The organism is Nocardia sp. NBC_01327 (assembly GCF_035958815.1).
Lineage (GTDB): Bacteria > Actinomycetota > Actinomycetes > Mycobacteriales > Mycobacteriaceae > Nocardia.
Window position 1 is genome coordinate 6173453 of record NZ_CP108383.1, and the last position, 22082, is coordinate 6195534.

The window sequence follows — 22082 nt, forward strand, 5'->3', positions numbered from 1 at the left end:
TCTGTGCGAAGCTGTGAAGGTGACGCGCGCCTTCAGCGGGACCTATCGCGGAACCTCCACCGATGAACGACGCGAACAGCGACGGCGGCGGCTCCTCGAAGCCGCACTCGACATTGTGGGGACCCAGGGCCTGGCCGCACTGACCGTGCGCGGGGTGTGTGAACAGGCCCGGGTCGGGCCGCGCTTCTTCTACGAATCGTTCCCGGATCTCGATGCGCTCGCCGGCGCCCTCCTCGACGAGGTGCAGCAGGCGGCGCTGGAGCAGGCCCAGCTCACCATGGCCGAGACGCCCGGCGAACCCGAGGACAAGATTCGGGCCGGGGTGGCCGCGCTGATCATCGCCATGACCGATGATCCGCGGCGCGCGAATATCGCCTTCGCACAGGCCTACGGCAGCGAGGCCCTCATGCGGCGGCGATTCGCGGGCATGCGGAAGGTCGCCGAGACGATCATCGAGCAGACCCGCATGCTGCTGGACATCCCCGAGGGGCAGGACACCGCGCTCACCGCGCTGGCGCAGCTCATCACCGGCGGCGCCGCGGAGTTGATTCTGGTGTGGCTCGACGGCGGGCTGCAGGTGGAGCGGCCGGTGCTCATCGAGATCGTGGCCGACTATGTGGTGGCTATGGTGGATCGGCTGCCGGGGACAGCCGCGAAGTTGCGCTGAGAATCTTGTCCACCACGATTTTCGCGGTTTCCGCACAGGCGGTGGTGCCGCCGTGCGCGTACTCCTTCACGGCGTCACCGACATTCCAGAGGTTCGGGATCGGGGTGTCGTGTGGCAGGTCGTAGCCGGAGACGGTCCGCTGCGGGGGCCAATCGTCACGGGTGACGGCGATGGACAGGATGCGCGCCCGATCGAAGCCGTCGATCTCGCGGCCGAGATCCTGTAGCACCAGCGCGGTTTCGGAGTCGGTGTCGAAATCGCCGACCGAGGGTTTCGGCACGCCGGTGCCCACGTAGAGATGCCAGCCGTCGGGCGCCATTTCCGGGCAGGTGGCGGTGAAATCCGCTACGTAGCACAGCCGTCGGGTGTTCACGAAGCTCAGTAGCCCCGGTGCGTCGATGAGACGCTCCCGGCTGGCGAAGTTCACCGAGATCATGGCACTGGGCAGGTCGCCCTGCAGCACCGTGCCGATATAGCCGGGCGAGAAGTGTTCCGGCCCGACCAGATCCAGGGTGGCCGAGGGGCCGATATCACTGACCGCGAAATCACAAGTGAGATCTACTGTTTCGCCGCCGCGCAGCAGACGCGCACCGGTGATGCGGCCGTTTTCGACGTGCAGCCGGGAGACCTCGGTATCGAGCCGGACCTCTCCCCCATTGCGTTCCACCACGTCGGCGAGTGCGCGCCACAGGCCGATGGTGCCGTCGGGACAGAAGCCGAAGTTTCCGAAGGTCAGTTCGGCGAAGTGGGTGAGGAATACCCGCGCGGGCAGTTCATCGGAGCTGACGGCGAAGCCCGCACCGCACATGGCTCGGAAGACGCCCTGCACCGCAACGTTTTTCGTATGCCGCCGCACCCAGTCGGCGGTGGAGAGCTCGCGATCGGGCATGCCGTACGGGCCACCGTCCTCGCGCTCCATGATGCCGTTCAGCAGGGGCGCGCCCTGCCGGATGAGCTGGGACAGCAGCAGACCCCAGCCGCCGCTGGTGACATCCACCGTGCGGCCGCCTATTCGATACAGGATCGACGGATTGGCCGGTCGCACTTCGAATTTCGCGCCCACATCGGTGAACGTCTGTTCGGTGCTGCCGCCGAGTTCGACGACGATGGCACCGGTATTGATCTTGAATCCGTCGATTACCTCGGTGGAGGCGCGGCCACCGACCCGGTCCAGACGTTCGACCACCAGTGTGCGGTAGCCGTGGTGCGATAACCGGGCGGCGGCACAGAGGCCACCTGCCCCGGCTCCGACAACCAGTGCGTCCCAATGGTTCTCGCTCATGGCGAGGCTCCCTGGAGAAAGGCTCAGCCGGCGGGGTTCAGCCCTGGTTGAGCGTCGGCCATATCGGTGATGCGACTCCAATTCTCCCGTACCTCGGCAATACTCGGGACGTCCGGGAACAACACCGGCTTATTGGCGAACAGCTGTACACGTTGTACAGAACCGTCGCCGACAATCACTACGACACCGGTGTCCTCGCACTCACGGCTCAGCAGATGTCCGACCACCGGAGCCGTATGCGCGGGTGGAAGTCGTTGCAGCAGATCGGCGGGCGCGATCTCGGCCGTCAGGCGCGTGGCGACGATCGGGGCCACGGCATTGACGGTGATGTCGTACTTGCCGCCCTCGATGGCGAGGGTATTGAGCAGGCCGATGAGCCCCAGTGTGGCTGCGCCGTAATTGGCTTGGCCGAAATTGCCGAAGAGACCGGAGGTCGAGGTCGCCATGACGATGCGGCCGTGGCCCTGTTCGCGGAAGTACCCCCACGCCGCGTGCGTGACGTTGTACGCGCCGAACAGGTGCACCCGCAGCACGGCCTCCCAGTCCTCGCCGGTCAAATTGGCGAAGCTGGTGTCCCGCAGGATGCCCGCGTTATTGACGATGCCGTGTATCGCGCCGAATTCGTCCAGCGCGGTGCGGATGAGGGCGGCCGCGCCCGCTTCGGTGGCGACGCTGTCGTAGTTGGCGACCGCTGCCGCACCGGTCGCGCGGATCTCGGCGACCACGGCATCCGCCACGGCACTGCCGGATCCGGTACCGTCGCTATCGGCCCCGAAATCATTGACGACGACCCGTGCGCCCTCCCGGGCCAGTAGCCGTGCATAGTCGCGACCCAGACCACCGCCGGCTCCGGTGACAATGACGACTCGATCGGTAACACCGGGCATGATGCTCCTAGGTGACGCTGGGCGAACAACTCCGCAATTCGTTCGCCACGTGTACGGTCGCCGCTGCCCGCCACCGATCATTCTACGCGGCCTAAAGCTCCTGTTGACAGTACAAATGACGGAAACGCCTGTGCACACCCGCAATTCGGCGTGTGCAGGAGTGCGGAGCAGGGCCACGCTCGTACAGGTACCGGCCGGTCGATACGTTGGGGGTGTGACGCCCCACCTCCATCAGCTGTTCCCGGACCTGGCCGGCGCCGTCCCGCATATCGCGCTGGGGGCGAGTCCGACACCCGTGCGGCGGCTGTCCGCACTCGATACCACCGGCGCGGAGCTATGGGTCAAGGACGACAGCGTCTTCGGGTCGGGCGGTTGGGGCGGCAACAAGGTGCGCAAACTGGAGTGGTTGCTGCCCGATGCCCTGCGGCTCGGGCGCCGCACCATCGTGACCGTGGGCGGGCTGGGCACCAACTGGGGGTTGGCCACCGCACTGTACGGGCGCGAGCACGGGCTGAAAACCGTTCTGGCACTGGTCGATCAACCGGTCGACGATCATGTGCGCAGCCAGTTGGAACGCCTGCGCGCCTCCGGGGCGGAACTGCATTTCACACACACCAAGGCCCGCACGATTCTCGCGGCGCCAGTCATTCTGGCCCGCAACTTCTCCGGGCGGCGGCCGCCGTATCTGCTTCCCGCGGGCGGATCCTCACCGGTCGGGGCGCTCGGCTATGTCGAGGCCGCACTGGAGCTGGCCGCGCAGATCCGGGCAGGTGAGCTGCCCGAGCCCTCACATATCGTGACCGCCGTGGGCTCCGGCGGCACGGTGGCCGGGCTGTCGCTGGGCATGCGGCTGGCGGGTCTGCCGACACGGGTGGTCGGTGTCGTGGTGAACGACACCCTGCGCCTGGACGAGCCGTCGCTGACCCGCCTGGCCGATCGCACCGCGCGCCTGCTGCGCGACCGGGGCGGCAAGCTGCCCGAGAACGTCTCCCCCACCGGCAATCTCGATATCGTGACCGACTGGATCGGCCCCGGCTACGGCCACCCGACCCCGGAAGCCACTACCGCCCAGACTCTTTCGGCGGAATTGGAGCATCTGAATCTGGAGCCGGTCTACACCGCCAAGGCCATGGCGGCCGTACTGGATATGAGCGCGCACGGCCGGTTCGGGCGCGGCCCGATCGTGTTCCTCAATACCAACGGTCCACGCTGACACGGTCCCGAAGTCGGGCGCCGACCTGGGGCCACTGCCTCCGAAACGGTGCGTGCGGGCGCACACCCCAGCCCGCCTCGTACGCTGTCCTCATGTCGGATTCCTCCATGGATCGGCTGCTGGAACTGCTCGCCGGCCGCCGCGTAGCGGTGCTGACGGGCGCGGGCCTCTCCACCGACAGCGGTATCCCGGATTACCGCGGCCCGAACACACCGCCGCGCACTCCCATGACCTATCAGCAGTTCGTCGGCGATCCGGTGTTCCGGCAGCGCTATTGGGCCCGCAATCACGTCGGCTGGCGGTATATGGATGCGGCACGGCCGAACGCCGGGCACCGGGCGCTGGCCAGGCTCGAACGCGGCGGCGTGGTCAGCGGGCTGATCACCCAGAACGTGGACCTGCTGCACACCAAGGCCGGACAGCGCGCGGTCATCGATCTGCACGGGGTCTACGCCCGCGTGCGATGCCTGACGTGCGCCGGACTCACCTCTCGCATGACCCTGGCCGAACGCCTCGAGGCAGCGAATCCAGGATTCGCGGAGGCGTCCACCCTCAGCGGCCTGGAGGTCGCGCCCGATGCCGATGCGGTGGTCACCGAAACCGAGAGCTTCCGCATGGTGGACTGCGACCGCTGCGGCGGCATGCTGAAGCCGGACATCGTCTACTTCGGAGAGACCGTCCCGAAGGATCGGGTGGACAAGGCGTTCGAGATGGTCGAATCGGCCGAAGCGCTCCTGGTGGCCGGGTCGTCGCTGACCGTCATGTCGGGCCTGCGATTCGCCCGGCGGGCCGCGAAATCCGGGCGCGATGTCGTGATCGTGAACCGGGGCGCGACTCGGGGCGATGAACTGGCGACCCTCACCGTCGACGCCAGTTGCTCGACGGTGCTCACCGGGTTGGCCGATGCGCTTGCGCCGCTGGCCGCCAGTGGTGGGCAACCGGCCCGAGGGTGATCAGAGCCGGCCGAGCCGGGCTCCCGGCCTCGAGCTCCGAGCGGATCACCTGCGGACCCCTCATGGAAGAGTCGCCGATCGAAATCATCCGTGGTCCAAGGGAACTCGCGCAATGCTAATCGCGTAGTTCAAGCCTCCGGACCATCGTGACCAGACCTGCTCGCATGGCATCCGGTTTGTCGGCGTCGGCTCCCAGCAGCATTCGGACCACCTGGGGTACGGAGAACCACCAGGCCGCGAGAGCTGCCACCGCGTAGAGCAGATAGCCCGCCGGTACGTCATCGGGAAGTGCGCCCGCACGTTGGGCGGCCGCGAGGGAGGCGACCTTCTCGGCGTAGTGGGAGGCGCGAGCGGATTCGGCGGGTAGCTCACCGCCCTGCGTCTGCAGTCCTTCCCAGTGCAGCAGCCGCAGGAATTGCGGGTGGGTGCGGTGGTAGTCGAAGACGTGCCCCGCGTACTCGGCGAGGTCCCCCGCCTTGTCCGCGGAGAGTGGGCTGGCGGCGGCGAGCTGTTCCAACTGGTCGGTCAGCACGGCCTCGAACAGTCCCTGTTTATCGCCGAAGTACTGGTAGATGCGCTCTTTATTGATTCCCGCGCGGGCCGCGATGGCCGCAACCCGAGCCCCGTCCGGCCCGCGCTCGGCGAACTCCTGCACCGCGGCCTCCAGCAGCCGCCGCTTGGTTCCCTCGGTATCCCACGCCATGGAGTCCATCCAACCATCTCCAACCGCACGGTTGCGGATCATCCACCCGCTGTGCCAAACTCCAACCGCACGGTTGCAATTACTGCGGGAGGTGGCGTCATGCCGGAACTGCGTTCACGCACGGTCACACACGGCCGGAATATGGCAGGGGCCCGCGCGCTCATGCGGGCCAGCGGAGTGCCGTCGGCGGATATCGGCCGCAAGCCGGTGATCGCGATCGCCAACAGCTTCACCGAATTCGTACCCGGGCACACCCACCTGCAGCCGGTCGGGCGAATCGTCTCCGAGGCCGTACGCGCGGCCGGCGGAATTCCCCGCGAGTTCAACACCATTGCCGTCGACGACGGAATCGCCATGGGACACGGCGGCATGCTGTACTCGCTGCCCTCCCGAGACCTGATCGCGGACTCCATCGAGTACATGGTGAACGCGCACTGCGCGGACGCTCTGGTGTGTATCTCGAACTGCGACAAGATCACTCCAGGCATGCTCATGGCCGCCATGCGGCTCAATATCCCGACCGTATTCGTCTCCGGAGGTCCGATGGAGGGCGGGAAAGCGGTGCTCGTGGACGGCACCGTGCGCAGCCGTCTGGATCTCATCGTGACCATGTCCGAGGCCGTGTCGCCGCTGGTGTCGGACGAAGATATGGAGCTCATCGAGGAGAACGCCTGTCCCACATGCGGTTCCTGCGCCGGAATGTTCACCGCGAACTCGATGAACTGCCTCACCGAAGCGCTTGGGCTGGCATTGCCAGGAAACGGCACCACCTTGGCCACCCACACCGCGCGGCGCGATCTGTACGAAGCGGCCGGGCGCACAGTGATGGACCTGACCCGGCGCTACTACGACGAGGAGGATGCGCGGGTACTGCCACGTAACCTGGCCTCCCGCAACGCCTTCGACAATGCGATGGCACTGGATCTGGCAATGGGCGGCTCCACGAATACAGTGCTGCACCTGCTGGCCGCCGCCCAGGAGGCCGGGCTGGACTACACCCTCCTCGACATGGAGAAGATGTCACTGCGGGTTCCGTGCCTGTGCAAGGTCGCACCGAACGGCGACTACCTCATCGAGGATGTGCACCGAGCAGGCGGAATCCCCGCCCTCCTCGGTGAACTGGACCGGGCCGGGCTACTGCACCGCGATGTGACTGCGGTGCACGCGGATTCACTCGGCGAATGGCTGGCCGAATGGGATATCCGCAGCGGTACCGCATCACCCCCGGCGATCGAACTGTTCCACGCCGCCCCCGGCGGAAAGCGTTCCGCCACAGCGTTCTCGCAATCCGAACGATGGCACTCACTAGACACCGATGCCGCCGAAGGCTGCATCCGCGACCACGCCCACGCACATTCAACCGACGGCGGCCTCGCCGTCCTCCGCGGCAACCTCTCCCCCGACGGCGCAGTCGTGAAGTCCGCCGGCGTGGCTGCCCACATGCACACCTTCACCGGACCGGCCGTGGTAGTCGAATCACAAGAGGACGCAGTCGACGCCATCCTCTCCAAACGCCTGCAGCCCGGCGACGTGCTGGTGATTCGATACGAAGGACCACGCGGCGGCCCCGGAATGCAGGAAATGCTCTATCCCACTTCCTATCTCAAGGGCCGCGACCTCGCTGGCCAATGCGCACTGGTGACCGACGGTCGATTCTCCGGCGGCTCGTCCGGCCTGTCGATCGGCCACGTGTCACCCGAGGCCGCAGCAGGTGGGCCTTTATCCTTGGTCCACGACGGCGATCAGGTGACCATCGACATCCCCTCGCGGAGCATCACATTGCACGTCGATGAGGCCGCGCTGACCGAGCGGCGACAGGCATTGGAAGCCGCAGGCGGATATCGCCCCAAGTCCCGGCACCGAGAAGTGTCAGTCGCTCTCCGCACTTACGCATTGCTGGCCACATCTGCTGATCGTGGTGCGGTCCGAGACGTGGAAAAGCTTGCGGTCTAGAACAAAAGACAAATACGCCTGGACGAGAAGAGAGGAAACAAAAAGGGCAAGACGAGAAATAGACAAGGACGAGAAAGATGCTGGACGGTCCGCCAGTCTGAATATCCTTATATCACAATAGCTTTCACCTGTCCGGAGTTGTTTTCCGGCGGTAGAATGGAAGCATGAATCCGGGGGGAGAAACCACAATCGTCACCAGTGCACACGCACTGGACACGGCCGTGGAATCCCTCCTGAACGCCTCCCTCACCCCACTGTGCGACGAGCAATTCATCACGCTCATGGGCGAGGTCGAGACCAGCATGCGCAAACTCGAAGCCCTCAAACACCGCTTCGTCACCGAAACCTGCACCCGCAGCCTGGCCGCCCGCGCCGGATCAACCTCACCCGTCAAATTCCTCGAACAAACCCTCCGCCTGTCCCACGCCGACGCCGCCTCCCGGGTCAACGCGGCGAAGCAGTTGAGCCCGCAACCCGCGCTCGGTGGGGACCTGGAACCAGAGTTGGCCTACGTGGCCGAAGCCCAACGGGCCGGGGCGATCTCGGTCGATCACGTACGCCGGATCACCCAGGTCCTCAAGCGCATCCCCTGCGCCTCCGACCCGGGCCAGAAGGACCTCGCACAGGACGTGCTGACCACCTACGCGCGTACCGGCAGCCCGGACAAACTGATCGACCTCGGGGAGATCATCCTGGCGCACATCGACCCGGACGGCACCTTGACCCAGGACAAGGACCGCGACCGCATGCGCGGGTTGACTCTGGGCCGCAAACGCGCCGACGCCATGTCACCGTTGATCGGGGAGATCACCGAACCATTGCGGGAAGTCCTCGAACCCTTGCTGGCCAAGTTCGCCCGCCCGGGTATGTGCAACCCCGCTGATCCGGACAGCCCGAAGGTCGCCGACCGCACCCTCGACCGGGACAAGCTCAAAGCTGCTGCTGAGCGTGATACCCGCAGTGCGGCGCAACGCAATCATGATGCGTTGCTGGCGGTGCTGCGGTTTCAGCTCGACCGCCCCAAACTCGGCTCCCACCGGGGACTGCCCGTGGAGGCGATCATCACCATGCGCCTGGAAGATGTGGAGCGGGGTGCCGGGATCGCGACCACCGCCACCGGGGGCACCTTGACCATCGCGCAAGCCCTGGAACTGGCCGCCGGAACCCGGCCGTTGCTGGTGGTGCTGAACAAGGCCGGGCTGCCCCTGTATTTGGGGCGGGGTCGGGACCGGTTGGCCAGTCCTGCACAACGACTGGCGTTGATCGCCTCCGACAAGGGCTGCACCCGCCCCGGCTGCAGTGCCCCCGCGTCGGTGTCCGCGGCCCATCATGTCACCGGGTGGGCCGAAGGCGGGCGCACCGATATCGACAACCTGACCTTGGCGTGCGATGGGTGCCACGCGATGATCCACGACGGCCCCGGCGGCTGGAAAACCATCGTCATGGGCGAAGACACACCCTTTCCGGGCCGGACCGGGTGGATCGCCCCACCGCATATCGACCCGACCGGGACCCCGCAGGTCAATCACTTGCACCACACCGGTGAGGTGATGGCCGGTGCCCTGGCCCAGATCCGCACCCGTGAACGGGCACAACGGGCGCGGCGACAAGCGTGGCTCGATGCCCGCAAAACCACCCCTACCCCCGTCCGCGAATAGGCGGGCCACCCCTTTGTAGACACCGTCAGGCTGGTCCTGACGGTGCTACAAGCCGTTGCCCACCAAGGTGTTCGTGGCCATCGACACCGATCAACGTGGCCATCGACCCCCGATCAACCAGATCTGGCCCGGGCCCGGGAACGGCGACAACAGCAGTCGGCGGCTGGCTGTCTCCCTTACCACCAACTCGATAGCAGGACAGCGCAGCGATCCCTCCCAGCGATGCCAAAGAGCCCGCCAAAGCTTCCAGAGGCATCGGCGACCGAGGTGCGACCAGAACGGGCTCGGACCGAGCAGACCGACAGCGGCAGCAGCGGCTGCGGCGATGGCAAGCGTGGCTCGATGCCCACAAACCACTTCCCACAGCTCATCGGCACTGGCACCGGCACCGGCACCGATGAGAGGGCCTGGTATTCACGCCCGCGAATAGCAGGCCACCCCGCACACCACCCTCAGGTGGATCCGCCGACGCGACTGCCGGTCCGAATTCCGCACATACCCAAATGCCCCAGTCCCCGGTCACCCCGACCCGCACTGTCCACTGCCATGGCCCACCCGCACCCGCCCTGTCCCGCCTCAACCATCAGCGCCGATCCTCGAACACCACAAGCATTTGCCAGCCGAAGTCTTTCAGGCTCGTGGTCTTCGATCTCTTGTCTCCAGGCGTCCTTGATCTTTCGGGTCTTCGTCTTTTCGTATTTGTCTCTGAAACCGGACCACAGCCGGTCGACCGAGCCGGTACCGCAGGTACCTCCCTACTGCGGGAGGTAAATCGGGTACCCCACCCGACGCCACCAGCACAGCCATCTCGGGCCCTGCCCGCACCCCGTGACCCACCACCGCCTCTCGACACACGCAACCCAGGTGCACCGACCTCATATCGGCCTCGAATCCCCCTGGAGCGGGCACCACACAACCCTTCTCCCCGACCACACAGCAGGTATCCGCACGGCACAGACCCGATAACCGTTGTGCCGCTGAGACACCCGCTGTTCCATCCCCGGTAGCCGACGGTTTCTATGCCGAAACGGTCGGTGCACCTGGGCTTCTTGCCTCCCGGGCAGGGTTGATCAGCACGGGGGTGCGGGCAAAGCCCGAGATGGCCGTGCTGGGCACGCCAGGTGCGGTACCCGGTTTACCTTCCGCAGTTGGGACGGATTACCTGCGGTACCAGCTCGGTCGACCGGCTGTGGTCCCGTTCTCGAGAACAAGAGACAACGGATAAAGATTCGCTGGGTATGGGGGTTAGGTGTTGCTTCTTTCGACGATGAAGGTGGCTACTGTTGTTGTGCTGCCGCCGATATTCAGTGTGGCTATGCGGGCGGCTCCATCGAGCTGGTACTCCCCTGCCTGTTCGGTCACCTGTTTGTATCCGTCCAGCAGCATTCGGGTTCCGGTTGCTCCTACTGGGTGACCGATGCCGATCAGGCCGCCGCCGGGGTTGATTGGGAGAGTGCCGTTGCGGGAGATGTCGCCTGACTCGATTGCTTTCCAGCTCTTACCGGGGGGAGTGAGGCCGAGGTGGTCGATGGCGAGGTATTCCGACATGGAGAAGCAGTCGTGGACTTCCACGGCATCCACGTCGGTGATGTCTGCGAGTCCAGCGCGGCTCAGGGCGTCCTGGATGGCGCGGCGGATATGCGGGAAGACGTAGGGCTCGTCGGCGGACATGGTGAGTTTCTGTGCCAGTGACAGGCCGGCGGTTCGATGTCCCCAACCGGCGATGGTGGCGCGGCGATCGGGCTGGAAATCGCTGTGGCGCTCCAGGAATCGGTTCGAGACCAGAACCACCGCAGCCGCTCCGTCGGTCATCTGACTGCAATCCTGACGCCGCAGCGGACCCGCTACGGGCGGGTTGGCGGTGTCGTCGGCGGTGAAGCTCTCCGGGGTGTAGTTCCAGCCGCGGGTCTGTGCCAGTGGGTTCAGGCGGGCGTTGGTGATGTTGAGTTCGCTGATGGCGTGCAGGTGGGCTGGGTCCAGGCCGTAGCGGCGGTCGTATTCTTCGGCGATGGCGGCGAACATGGTGGGCCAGACCAGGTCCGTGTCCTGAGCCTCGTGGCCGGTCCAGGCGGCCGCGCCCATGTAGGCGGCGGCCTGGTTGCCGGGGACGGTCTTCTCCAGCTCGGCGCCGATGACCAGGGCGCAGTCGTAGCGGCCCGATTCGAGGTCGGACATCGCCGCCAGTATCGCCATGCTGCCGGAGGCGCAGGCGGCCTCGTGACGGGTGGACGGGATGCCCCAGAGCTCAGGGATGACGGTGGCGGGCATCCCGCCCAGGTGCCCCTGGCCGGTGAAGAGCTGGCCGAAGGCGTTGCCCACGTGGATCACTTCGATATCGGCGGGGTCGAGGTGGGTGGATTCGAGGGTTTGTTCGATGACGGTGCGGATCAGTGCGTCGAAGCCGAGGCCCGCGCGATGCCAGTTGACGGCGAAATCCGTTTGGCTGCCGCCGAGGATATGGACGGACACTGGGACTCCTGAATAGTGTTGTGACGGTTCAGAGTTGGTCGCGCAGTTCGCGGCGCAGCAGCTTGCCGACCGGGTTGCGTGGGAGAGTTTCGACAACTTCGAGGCGCTCGGGGAGCTTGAACGAGGCCACTTCGCGAGAACGCAGGTGTGCGACCAGGTCGGCGAGAGTGACGGTGGATCCTGGCTTGGGAACTATGAAGGCGCAGCACTTTTCACCGAGCACCTCGTCGGGGTAGCCGACTATGGCCACGTCGGCAACGGCCGGATGATCGGAGAGCAGGCCCTCGATTTCGGCGGGGGCGATATTCATACCGCCGCGAATGATGATCTCCTTCACCCGATCCACGAAGCGCAGGTACCGGCCGCCTTCACCGCACAGTTCGAAAACGTCGCCGCTGCACAGGAATCCCTCCTCATCGAAGGGTTCGGAGGTGGCAGTGCCGGGGAGATAGCCGCCGAAGACAGCGGGACCGCGCAATCGGAGCTCTCCCCGGCCGCCCAGCGTCGTGACCGTCTCGCCCGTGGTGACATCGACCAGTTTCACCGCCGTGCGTTCCGCGAGCCGCGTGGACCACTGGACGCCGGGCGCACCGTAATGCGGCAGATGTTGCGCTCGCACAGTCGGATCCGGAATATCCGCGGGGGCTCCAAGCAGGCTCACGCCCTCATTGGAGCCGAAGAAATTCAGGACGTGGATACCCAATTCCTCCTGCCAGCGCCGGACCACCGGCGGCGGCAGCGGCGCCCCGCCGGAGCCGACAGTCAGCAGGGATGACAGGTCCGCCTGAGCGCGCAGGGCCTCGTTCTGCAGCAGCATCGTCAGCAGAGCGGGCGGCATGCTGGTGTGCGTGACCCGGTGTTCGGCGATCTGCCGGAAGAAGACGGGCAGATCCAGCGGATGGTGCTGGACCAGGTGGCCGCCGGCCAGCAGCCAGGGCAGGAAGGCGCCGGCGAATCCGGCCATATTCACCATGGGAAAGGGATTGAGCACCACCGAGTCCGGGGTGATGCCGAGGCCGTCCTGGACGCTGCGGGCCACCGCCAGCCAGTCGCCGTGGCAGCGCGGAATGCCCTTGGGCGCAGCCTCCGTACCGCTGGTCCAGCAGACGGTGATCCGGTCGTTGACGGTCACCTTCAGCGCGAGTTCGTAATCGCGCATGCGGGTGCGGGCAGCCAGGTCGGCGGGATCGCCCAGTGCCACAGCCTCATCCGGGACGCCGGGGCCGAAGGCGAAGACGGTGGTTGCGCTATCCATCACCGACAGCGCCTCTCGCGCCAACTCTCGGCCGGAGAACGCACCGGCGGTGATAATCGCATCGGCCTCCGTCGCAGCGACGATGCCGGAGATCTCGTGCCGCCGGTACGAGGCGGGCATCGGTGTGGCCACCGCACCCAGTCGCCACAGCGCGAGATAGGCGGCCGTGAGCGCGACCGAATTGGGCAGCAGCACTGCCACGGTGTCGCCCTGGCGGATGCCGTGCGCGAACAGGACTGCCGCAATATCGATGACGTGGTCGTCCAAGCCCTGCCAGGTCAGCGTGCGCGGGACAGCACCGGTGAGATCGGCCAGGTTCGCCGGGTCGGTGATCGCGGGTTCATCGGGGCCCGCGACGACGCGGCGGCGGAAGATCTCCGGAATCGTCTCGTCCTCCCACCAGCCGCGGTCGAGGTATGAGCGAACGGTGTCCTCCGGGTGACAGGCGCGCACCGGATGAAGGGTTCCGGCCGCACGGCGACCTACGGCAATAGTTGCGGGAGCGGGTGATTCGGCCATGAAGTTCCCTAGGACTCGTAGTTCTCAGGACAGACGACGCACGACCACGGCGGACCCCAGCCCCAGCGCGGCGGGGATCGTCACGAGCGCGTATTCGCCGTCGCAGCGCCGCAGCGCATCCAGCGCCTGCGCGATGAGGATGCCGCCCGACGCACCGAGCGGGTGCCCCACCGCGACGGCCCCGCCGGACGGATTCACCTGCGCCGGATCGAGATCCAGCTCGCGGGTCAGCAATAGGGGTGTTACCGCGAAGGATTCGTTGACCTCCACCACATCGAGATCGGCGGCGGTGATTCCGGCGCGGCGCAGCGCTGTGCGGGCAGCTGTCACCGGTGCGGTCAGCAGGGGTGAGCGAACCGCCGTCTGTGCGGTTCCGGCAATGGCGGCCAACGGACTTCGGCCGAGCGTGCGCGCCGCCTGGGCATTGCCCAGCAGCACCGCCGAGGCGCCGTCCGCGAGCTGAGGTGCGGTGGCGATAGTGTGCAGCCCCGCGACCGGCCGAGGTACGTCGGGCAGGCGGCGAGCCACTCGCTCCCAGGAAGGGTCTTCACCGAACAGCGCGGGCAACGCGGCGAAAGCCTCGACAGTGGCGTCCGCACGTGCTCCCTCATCGGCCGCAAGTAGGAGTGTCCCGCCTTTGCGAACCGGGATCACCCGGTCGGAAATGCCTGCGACACTGGCTCTTCGGTGCGACCGCACCGCATAGGCGTCGAGTTCCGCGCGAGTGAATCCGTGCGCGGCGGCGGTGAGATCCGCCGAGACACCGATGGTGACGAAGCCGGTGCGCTCCCCCAGATCATTGTCGGTGGCAATGGCGGGCCGGTCCGACAACATCGGCACACGTGACATCGATTCCACGCCACCGGCAATCATGATGTCCGCGTATCCGGCGGCAATGCGCGCCGCCGCACTCTCGACCGCGTCCAATCCCGAGCAGCACAGCCGGGAGACCACCCCGCCGGGCACCGAATCCGGCCAGCCCGCCCATAATCCGGCAGCACGGGCGATATCGCCGCCCTGCTCCCCTACCGCGGTACTCACTCCGACAATGATGTCGTCCACGGATTCCGGTGGACACGAACGCTTCTCCAGCGCGGCGAGCAACTGCCCGAACAGCTCGTAGGACGGAACGTCGGCCAGGGTGCCGCCTGCTTTGCGCACTCGGCCACGAGGGAGTCGAACCGCATCGTAGATGTAGGCCTCAGTCATGGTCGATCCTCGCGAGCGTCTGCAGGGTGCGATAGGCGGCCGGATCCTCGGCCGAGGTCACCGGAACCACCACGATTTCGTCGGCTCCGGCCGCACGGTAGGCCGACAGTCGTGCGGCAAGAGTGGCCGCATCACCGAACATGCCCACTGTGGCGGCCAATTCATCGGGGATGGCAGCGAGCACTTCCCGTGGATGTCCACCCTGCTGCGCCAGACGCACCACATCGCCGAACCCGGCCTCGGTGAACATGGCGTCGTATCCGGGTGCGCGCAGGTACCCGACCACTCCGCGCCGCACGGTGGTGAGCATTTCGGCGCTGGGGTCGGCCGCCGCCGTCACCCATACCGATATCGCCGGCACCGGACGGCCCGCCTCGGCGGCGAATTCCTTTATCGCCGAGGTACATCGGGCCACCTGTGCAGGTGTCACCAGGTTCAGCACCACTCGATCGGCCGTACGTGCGGCGGCGGCCAATGCCCGTTCCCCGAAAGCCGCCACGACCAGTTCATAGCGCGGAACCGCCGTTTCGGGCTCGGCCGGTAGAGAAACCACCGGATACCCTGCGCCCTTGGCGATGGTGGACGACAGCTGACCCGACTCGGAATGCGCTGTGTCCAAATGCTGTTCAGCATCTGAAGTAGCCGGAGGCACCGGGGGTCCAGCCTTCGCGGCTCCCAGACCGGGCAGGCGCAGCCGGTAGCCGCGTATACGCTCCACTGTCCCGTCGAACTCGGCCTTCTCGCCATCGAGCAGGCGACGGACGATCCGCGCCGACTCCTCCAAATGCACCGCGGTGCGCTGTCTTTCCCTGCCGTGCCAGTCCCGCACCACCACAGTGCTCGAGGTACCGAGCGCTATGTCGACGGGACGGCCGGTGAGAGCGGCAACGCTCGCCACTCCCATGGCGATCGTCATCGGGCTGCGCACAGCGACCGCCAGCGGCCCGATGCACAGCGGAATACGTCCGGGCGCCTGCCCGATGGCGGTCGCCAGCGCGAAGGCGTCGAAGGTCGCCATCTCGCCGATCCAGAGCCGGTCGAAGCCGAGTTTGTCGGCGGCTTCGGCGACCAGGAGCGCGTCCAGTGGATCACGGTCCTGCCAGTACGGCAGGCTGACGCTCAATCGTGGATTGTGCACGCGCGCAACCCGTTCAGGCGATCGGCTCGGAAGCGGCGCGCATGCGGTCGCCGCTCACCCAGGTCGCGTGAAACCCGAGCGGGATGCGCGTGGGCAGGCCCAGCCGGCAGACCGGTCCGCGGCCGAGATCGGCCGCATCGTAGATCCACACCTCGCCCAGGCCGGTGTGGTTGTTGTGGGCGAACATGGTCAGCCACGCGTCGTCCTCGCGGTCGCCACCGGGACGCGGCACCACGGTCAGCTCGCTGCCGAACATCCCGTCACCGAAAGGCGCGGTTTCCTTTGCGCCGGTGAGCAAGTCGTATTTGATGACGGCGTCGAAGATCATGGCGCTGTCCACCGAGAGCCGCATCTGATACGAGTACCGGCCGCGCTGTCCGCTGATGCCCTGATCGATCGCCGGGAATTCGGTGTTCACATCGTCCATGGGGGTTTCGGTGGTGGCGCCGGTGCGCAGATTGAACCGGTACTTGTGCAGCTTCGCCTCCGGCCGCAGGTAGGCCAGCAGCTGCGCGAGGGGGTGCGCGCGATCGGAGACCGGGCTCGGTTCGGTGACCCGGCAGACCACCAGCACGATCTCCTCGCCCTCCTCCCAGGAGTTGACGGTGTGGTAGATGTAGCCGGGCGCGGCCTCGAACCACTTCGCCTCTGCGCCAACGCCATAGCGCGGCAGGACAGCGAAACGGCTGGGCAGGTTGCGGTCGAAGAAGATCTTGAACCGGCCAGCCGCGGCGGCGCGCGGATCGTTGTACAGCGGCAGATCCATCAGGATCGAGTAGTTCTCGGTGATCGCCATATCGTGCGGCAGGCGCGGTCCGGGCAGTTCGAGCCCGGTGAAATGGGTGACGGTGCCCGCCGCGTCCGCGACGCCGTAGCGCAGGTACGGGGCATTGATGCCGTAGTCGAAGAAGAGCAGTTCCTCGGTGCGCTCGTCCACCTTCGCATGTGCCGAAACCTCGCCCGGCAGTGTGCCGTTGAAGTTGTCGACGCCCCGGGTCTCGAGGCTCACCGGATCCAGCGCGTAGGGCTTGCCCGCGCGGTACCACAGGGCCAGCAGATTGCCGTGGTGGTACACGACATCGGTATTGGCGGAATTGCGCTCGCGGCGGTCACCCGCCGGATTGTCGTCCCAGGGCTCGATGACCCCGCGCCACAGCGCGGTGCCGGCGGCCTTCTCGGCATCGAACTCCGCGGTGCGAATGTACCGATTGCGGTATGTCGCCCGGCCGTTGTCGAAGTGCACCGCGTGCAGCATGCCGTCACCGTCGAACCAGTGGTAGCGGCCCATCGGCGCGAATTGCGGATTGGGCCCGTTGCGGACGTACACGCCGTCCAGATCCACCGGCAGCTCGCCGTACAGGACCGTGAGGTCGGTGGCCGTGATCTCGTCGGCCGTGGCGGCGTACGGACCCTCCAGATACGGATTGGTCAGGGCCGCGGCGGCCGGGGCGATGAGTTCTTCATTGAGCGGCATGAGAGGCGCCTCCAGTGGCCGGGCACAGACGACCCGGCGAATTTCACTACAGTTAATGAAGTGATACGCGTCTCAGCGAGAGCTGTCAAGAGCCGTCAGGGCGTTCGAACCGCACATCGGTGCGCCCGAGCACCACCTCGCAGCCCCGGCACCGCAGTGCGGGAAGCAGTACGGCGCCGCACTCGCGATGGTGAATGCGCAGGCCGGGCTCCGGACTCTGCGGGTGCGCCTGATTGGACCAGGCGAGCAGAAATGCGAAGACGCCGAACAGGGCCCGGCCGCGCGGAGTCAGACGGTATTCGCGCGTATCGGTTTCGGGGCGGTGCAGGATCCCGGCCTCGACGAGGCGGGTCAGTCGCTCGGTCAGGGTGGTCGGCGACATATGCAGGGCCACACGGAATTCCGAGAAGCGGCGAACGCCGGCCAGTGCCAGACCGGTGACGGCGGCGCTCCACCGATCGCCGATAGCCTCCATGATCTCGTCGAATCGCGCGTCCACGCGGGCCAGCGGGGCTGACCGCGCCGCGGAGCGCCGGCGACCCGAAGTGATGTGCCACAGCGCGTCGCGGTCCAGCTCCACATCGGTGTCGTGGGGGGTTACCGTGCGCCCGCAACCACGGCACATGAGCACCGGCGGGCCACGATGGCCGCACTCGGAATGCACGAATTCCGGGAGCAGCGCCCACTCCGGCGTCCACTCCCGCTGCCAGGACCAGACGCAGACCAGGATTTCCCAGGTGTCCAATCCGAGCGGGGTGAGCCGGTATTCGGCGCGATCGCGCACCAGCACCCCGGCATCGACGAGCGCCGCCAGCCGCGCGGTGAGCACGGCGGGCGGCGCCCCGGTGCGGTCGCTCCACTGACTGAAGCGGCGAGCGTGTTCGACGAAGGCCAATCGCAGAATGGTCAAGGTCAAACGGTCGCCGAGCAGATCGAAGGTGGCGGCCACGGAATTCGATAACACTTCGTTAACTGTACTGGATTGGCAGGCCCGGCTGCCTTTCGACACAGCCGAGCCCACCGGGATCACAGCGCCACCGTCACAGCGACAGCGACTCCATCTCGCGTTCGACGGCCTCTTCATGTTCGGCCGCCGCCTCCGCAGCCTTCTTCGGGCTCCAGTAGCCGGACATGGCGAACACGAACGGCAGGAAGATGACCTGCGCGATCAGGCAGATCCACCACCAGGTCCGCCACTGCTTCGGCGAATCGACCTGGGCCTGCTGCACCTCCTTGGCATGATCGGACAGATACTGCTGATCAGCCGTCGGGATGGCGCTCACCGCCTTCAATTGCTCACTCGCAGTGGTCAATTGCGGACCGACCTGCGAGGCCACGGCCAGATCGTTGACCGGCACCACCTTCGCCGCGGTAATGCGCGCAATGGCCTGATCCGGCGGAATATTGAACTTCTTCGCCACCTGCCCGACCGCTGTCGCGGCGGACTGCTGATCATTGGGATTGATCAGCAGTTTGGTGAGCACCGCCGGGTCGATCGACTGCAGTGTGGCCAATTCCTGCGGGTATTTGGCATTGAGGGCGAGGGTGGTCTGGACATCCGCTGGTGCGGCGCCCGTCAGTTTCACCAGCGCCGCGACCTGTGCCGCCGCATCGTTCGGATTGGCCCCGAGCTTTGCCATGGTGTCGGTGCCGACCGTCTGGATGGTGGCGATCTCGGTGTGATACTTGGCCGCGATCTCCTGCAGCCGCGGACCGTAGTTCACCAGGGTGCCCGCCGCGGTGACCACAAGCAGCAGGCCCAGCAGCACGAAAGTGACCACCGTGCGCAGAGTTCCGCCCCACACGGCGAGACCGGCGACCGTGGCCGCGGGATTGCGGTTCTCCACGGTCTCGGTGAAGCTGGCCATCCAGGTGGCGTAGGCGATACCGCTGCCGACCGCGATGAGGCTCAGCACAATGGCGAACGTGTAGTAGTCGGTGCCGGGTTTATCGGTGTACCCCAGGAATGCGTAGACACCGATGATGCTGATGATGGCCCCGAAAATCATGAAGGGTTTTCGGACCTTCAGATAGTCCGAGACGATGCCCGTCAGCACCAGGCTCAGCGCATTGGCGATCCAATACCAGTTACCGAGCGCATTGGCCTGCGCCGAGGTGAATCCGAAGTTGGTCGCCAGGTAGACCGGTAGGAAAGACACGATCGTGTAGAAGAACGCCAGGAATATCGATATGGCGAACGCGGAGCCGACGATATTGAACGTCAGCATCTGTTTCCACTGATCGCGCTCGAGACTGCCCACGTCCAGCCCGCGCGCGCGAGCCTCGACGAGCGCCCGGTCCTTGATCGACACCATGATCTGATCACGCAGCGCGGGACTCAGCTCACGCAGGCCGACCAGGCCGATCAGCGAGATCACAATGCAGATCACGCCGCACAACCGGTAGTGGAACTGCCAATCCGGGTGGGCGTCGAGGGTGTGGGTGGAGATCTCGGTGGTCACCAGTGCGCCGAGTACCGGGCCCAGTGTCCAGAAGCCCATGGCCGAGGCGCGGCCCAGCTGCGGCGAGAAGTCGCGCACCAGGGCCGGGGTGGCCACCAGAACAGCGCCTTCCACAATGCCGACCAGGCAGTACACGATCAGGTACGCCTCTTTGGTGGTGCAGGCCGGTACCGCCAGGAAGGTGAGCAGCGAGCAGATCACCGTGCCGTAGGCGACCATATTGGCCCGCCCCCACCTGTCGAGCAGGCCGGCGATGACCGAGGCCACCGCGCCGAATGCGGCGCCGATAATAAAGATTCCGACGAAATACCGGAATGAGAGATGGAAGTAGGCAATGAGCTGATTGCCCACCGCACCCGACACGAACAGCTGGTAATAGAGGGCGACCGAGGTGATCACCACGAGGAACAGGTACCAGGACCGGGCCGGGGTATCCGGATAATGCGGGATCTTGCGCTGCCAGAGGCCGGTGAGCAGCGTAGGTTGCTGCAGGCCCGGGGCCGCGGACGGGACGGCGGTCGGAGTGGAACTCATGATCGAGATGCCTTTCTATCCCAGGCATTTCGTGGAGGCGGAAGACCCTTGTGATTCGCCACGAGCAGCCGAGGTGATCACAGGGTAGCGGTCACAAGTGATCCGCATCACTGTTACCGCGAATCAAGATCTATTTCAAGATCTCCGCCGCGCCGAGATCTACGCGCTGCCGTCGCGGAAATACAGGATGTTCGTACCGTGTGCGGACAGCGGCCCGGCTTCGGCGGCCTGCCGGATACCGCTGCCCGGAAGCATGGTGAGCTTGGTGAACATCGTGGTGTTGCCGAACGCGGACCGCACCTGCGTCTCGGAGGCGTAGTCCGCACCGTGGTCCGCCAGCGCCTTGAAATCCAACGGGGCAAGCGGCTTTTCGAGCGGCACCTGTCCCGCGGGCAGTCCGAGCGCCGCGTACTGGATCGCCGAACCGCCCTCGTACCAGCACAATTCGTAGGACATGTTCTCGGTGGTGGTCACGCTGACCACCGGCCACTCATGGGAAAGCCGCAGTGCCAGTGGATGTTTACCGACCGGCGCCACCTCCCAGTTCAGGCTCTTGACCGAAACCCAGTGCTCGGAGACCTTTTCGATGAGCACCACGTCCTGGCCCAGCCGCTCGGCGCGATTGGCCTCGGGGTCCGGTGTGCTCCAATGCTTTTCGTCCACGCCGAGATAGGCGGTGGCGGGCACGGTCTGCGCGCCGTCCACGCTGTAGGCGGCGAGCACGGCGGCCCGCACCAGGGTGACGGCATTGCGGGAGGAGCAGCGCACGCCCAGCGCGCCGAAGGAGGTGCTGATCTCCATCGGCTTGGAGGGCTGATCGGGCATGGCGCCGGCGGCGAGCGGCTTGAGACCCACCAGCGCCAACTGCCAGTTGACCTCCTCGATGGTCGAGAGGTCACCGGCGCTCTGGTACAGGATCTGCTGCTGGGTGAGGTACCCGGCCCGCTCCAGGGTCGCGCATTCCAGCTTGCGCAGCGCGGTGAGCGTCTTGCCGGTGAAGCCGATGTCCTCGACCTTGATATTCCGCAGCTGCTGGGCCATGACCGGCGAGGTGACCTGCGCATAGTGCTCGCGGTACAGGGCGATGGCGGGCTTGCGCTGCTGCCCCACCATGAGCGTGCGCAGCAGCGTATTGAGGCTGGAGAGATACCGGGCGGCCTGCTCGGGATCAGCGGCGAACAGCGCGGCACGAATGCTGACGGCGTCCCGGCCCGCGGCGACGGCCGCACTGGGGTCGAGGCGGCACAGCCACACACCGCACTTGGCCAGCGCGTCCGCGCACACGGCCGCGGCATTCGGATAATTGTGCGCTACCTGGCGGTAGGCATTACACGCATTGCGAATGGTGGCGGTGGCGAGCTCACGGTGGCCGATGAGGCGGGCGGCCTCCTCGAACAGCCGCAGCGCCTCCTGCACCTCGTTCGCGAAGATCGCATTCACATGACCGGCGGTCAGCCAGCGCAGCCGCAGCAGCACCGCCTCCTGCGCCGGTTCGAGCGCCGAGGCCGACCGATCCCGCTGCGCCGGATCGTTTTTGGTGGCCATGAGCCCCCGCGCGAATGCGCAGAGCGTGGTGGCGAGCTGCAGCTCGGCTTGAAGCGAACGGTCCTGGGCAGCTCCGCGATCCGAAGCTACCTGGCGCTCGATGGCGCTGAGATCCATTGCGACCTTCAAACTCCCGCATCACCGTGCACGTGCGGCCTCGG

At 66.3% G+C, this 22082-nt stretch carries 16 protein-coding genes; 5 read left to right on the forward strand and 11 right to left on the reverse strand.

Annotation, left to right across the window (positions count from 1 at the left end; translation table 11 throughout):
• The first annotated feature begins 19 nt into the window (after nt 1–19).
• Nucleotides 20–667, forward strand: a complete 648-nt coding sequence (locus tag OG326_RS28545) for a TetR/AcrR family transcriptional regulator (protein WP_327140213.1) — start codon at nt 20–22, stop codon at nt 665–667.
• On the opposite strand, the gene OG326_RS28550 is transcribed toward OG326_RS28545, so the two are convergent.
• Entirely contained in the window at nt 624–1949 is a 1326-nt protein-coding gene (locus tag OG326_RS28550; protein ID WP_327140214.1) for a phytoene desaturase family protein, read from the reverse strand. The genes OG326_RS28545 and OG326_RS28550 overlap by 44 nt on opposite strands.
• Before the next feature lie 23 nt (nt 1950–1972).
• Entirely contained in the window at nt 1973–2836 is an 864-nt protein-coding gene (locus OG326_RS28555; protein WP_327140215.1) for an SDR family NAD(P)-dependent oxidoreductase, read from the reverse strand.
• A 214-nt stretch (nt 2837–3050) separates the two neighbouring features.
• Between OG326_RS28555 and OG326_RS28560 the strand changes: the two genes are divergently transcribed.
• Together OG326_RS28560 and OG326_RS28565 are read left to right on the forward strand one after the other, a co-directional pair.
• Entirely contained in the window at nt 3051–4049 is a 999-nt protein-coding gene (locus OG326_RS28560) for a 1-aminocyclopropane-1-carboxylate deaminase/D-cysteine desulfhydrase (protein WP_327140216.1), read from the forward strand.
• A 92-nt stretch (nt 4050–4141) separates the two neighbouring features.
• On the forward strand, nt 4142–5002 hold the full coding sequence (locus OG326_RS28565; RefSeq protein WP_327140217.1) for an NAD-dependent protein deacetylase: 861 nt from the start codon (nt 4142–4144) through the stop codon (nt 5000–5002).
• 115 nt (nt 5003–5117) lie between these two features.
• On the opposite strand, the gene OG326_RS28570 is transcribed toward OG326_RS28565, so the two are convergent.
• A complete protein-coding gene (locus tag OG326_RS28570) occupies nt 5118–5714 on the reverse strand; it encodes a TetR/AcrR family transcriptional regulator (RefSeq protein ID WP_327140218.1) in 597 nt (198 codons plus the stop codon).
• A gap of 90 nt (nt 5715–5804) precedes the next feature.
• Here OG326_RS28570 and ilvD point away from each other — a divergent pair, with 90 nt between their 5' ends.
• Both ilvD and OG326_RS28580 read left to right on the forward strand, forming a co-directional pair.
• Nucleotides 5805–7658, forward strand: coding sequence for a dihydroxy-acid dehydratase (gene ilvD / locus OG326_RS28575; protein ID WP_327140219.1), 1854 nt, complete (start codon nt 5805–5807; stop codon nt 7656–7658).
• Between the two features lie 164 nt (nt 7659–7822).
• Entirely contained in the window at nt 7823–9316 is a 1494-nt protein-coding gene (locus tag OG326_RS28580; protein ID WP_327140220.1) for an HNH endonuclease signature motif containing protein, read from the forward strand.
• A gap of 1245 nt (nt 9317–10561) precedes the next feature.
• Here OG326_RS28580 and OG326_RS28585 read toward each other — a convergent pair.
• From OG326_RS28585 to OG326_RS28620, 8 genes are all read right to left on the reverse strand, one after another.
• Nucleotides 10562–11785 carry an acetyl-CoA acetyltransferase gene (locus OG326_RS28585; RefSeq protein WP_327140221.1) on the reverse strand — a complete coding sequence of 408 codons (1224 nt, stop codon included), beginning with the start codon at nt 11783–11785 and terminating at the stop codon, nt 10562–10564.
• Between the two features lie 28 nt (nt 11786–11813).
• Complete coding sequence (locus OG326_RS28590; protein ID WP_327140222.1) at nt 11814–13559, reverse strand: class I adenylate-forming enzyme family protein; 1746 nt, start codon at nt 13557–13559, stop codon at nt 11814–11816.
• Between the two features lie 24 nt (nt 13560–13583).
• Complete coding sequence (locus tag OG326_RS28595) at nt 13584–14768, reverse strand: acetyl-CoA C-acyltransferase (RefSeq protein WP_327140223.1); 1185 nt, start codon at nt 14766–14768, stop codon at nt 13584–13586.
• On the reverse strand, nt 14761–15891 hold the full coding sequence (locus OG326_RS28600) for an LLM class flavin-dependent oxidoreductase (RefSeq protein WP_327140224.1): 1131 nt from the start codon (nt 15889–15891) through the stop codon (nt 14761–14763). Before OG326_RS28600 ends, OG326_RS28595 begins: the two co-directional genes overlap by 8 nt.
• 28 nt (nt 15892–15919) lie before the next feature.
• Entirely contained in the window at nt 15920–17380 is a 1461-nt protein-coding gene (locus OG326_RS28605; RefSeq protein WP_327140225.1) for a carotenoid oxygenase family protein, read from the reverse strand.
• Nucleotides 17381–17465: 85 nt separating this feature from the next.
• Nucleotides 17466–18344 carry a winged helix-turn-helix transcriptional regulator gene (locus OG326_RS28610; RefSeq protein ID WP_327140226.1) on the reverse strand — a complete coding sequence of 293 codons (879 nt, stop codon included), beginning with the start codon at nt 18342–18344 and terminating at the stop codon, nt 17466–17468.
• 76 nt (nt 18345–18420) lie between these two features.
• Nucleotides 18421–20376: an MFS transporter gene (locus tag OG326_RS28615; RefSeq protein ID WP_327140227.1), complete on the reverse strand. Its 1956-nt coding sequence runs from the start codon at nt 20374–20376 to the stop codon at nt 18421–18423.
• Between the two features lie 159 nt (nt 20377–20535).
• Nucleotides 20536–22050, reverse strand: coding sequence for a hypothetical protein (locus OG326_RS28620; RefSeq protein WP_327140228.1), 1515 nt, complete (start codon nt 22048–22050; stop codon nt 20536–20538).
• Nucleotides 22051–22082: the final 32 nt, after the last annotated feature.

Bases quoted from the DNA above. Each gene is read 5' to 3' on its own strand.
- OG326_RS28565 (WP_327140217.1), top strand. From the start codon at position 4,142: ATGTCGGATTCCTCCATGGATCGGCTGCTGGAACTGCTCGCCGGCCGC.
- OG326_RS28590 (WP_327140222.1), bottom strand. From the start codon at position 13,559: ATGGCCGAATCACCCGCTCCCGCAACTATTGCCGTAGGTCGCCGTGCG.
- ilvD (WP_327140219.1), top strand. From the start codon at position 5,805: ATGCCGGAACTGCGTTCACGCACGGTCACACACGGCCGGAATATGGCA.
- OG326_RS28615 (WP_327140227.1), bottom strand. From the start codon at position 20,376: ATGAGTTCCACTCCGACCGCCGTCCCGTCCGCGGCCCCGGGCCTGCAG.
- OG326_RS28550 (WP_327140214.1), bottom strand. From the start codon at position 1,949: ATGAGCGAGAACCATTGGGACGCACTGGTTGTCGGAGCCGGGGCAGGT.
- OG326_RS28555 (WP_327140215.1), bottom strand. From the start codon at position 2,836: ATGCCCGGTGTTACCGATCGAGTCGTCATTGTCACCGGAGCCGGCGGT.
- OG326_RS28570 (WP_327140218.1), bottom strand. From the start codon at position 5,714: ATGGACTCCATGGCGTGGGATACCGAGGGAACCAAGCGGCGGCTGCTG.
- OG326_RS28580 (WP_327140220.1), top strand. From the start codon at position 7,823: ATGAATCCGGGGGGAGAAACCACAATCGTCACCAGTGCACACGCACTG.
- OG326_RS28595 (WP_327140223.1), bottom strand. From the start codon at position 14,768: ATGACTGAGGCCTACATCTACGATGCGGTTCGACTCCCTCGTGGCCGA.
- OG326_RS28605 (WP_327140225.1), bottom strand. From the start codon at position 17,380: ATGCCGCTCAATGAAGAACTCATCGCCCCGGCCGCCGCGGCCCTGACC.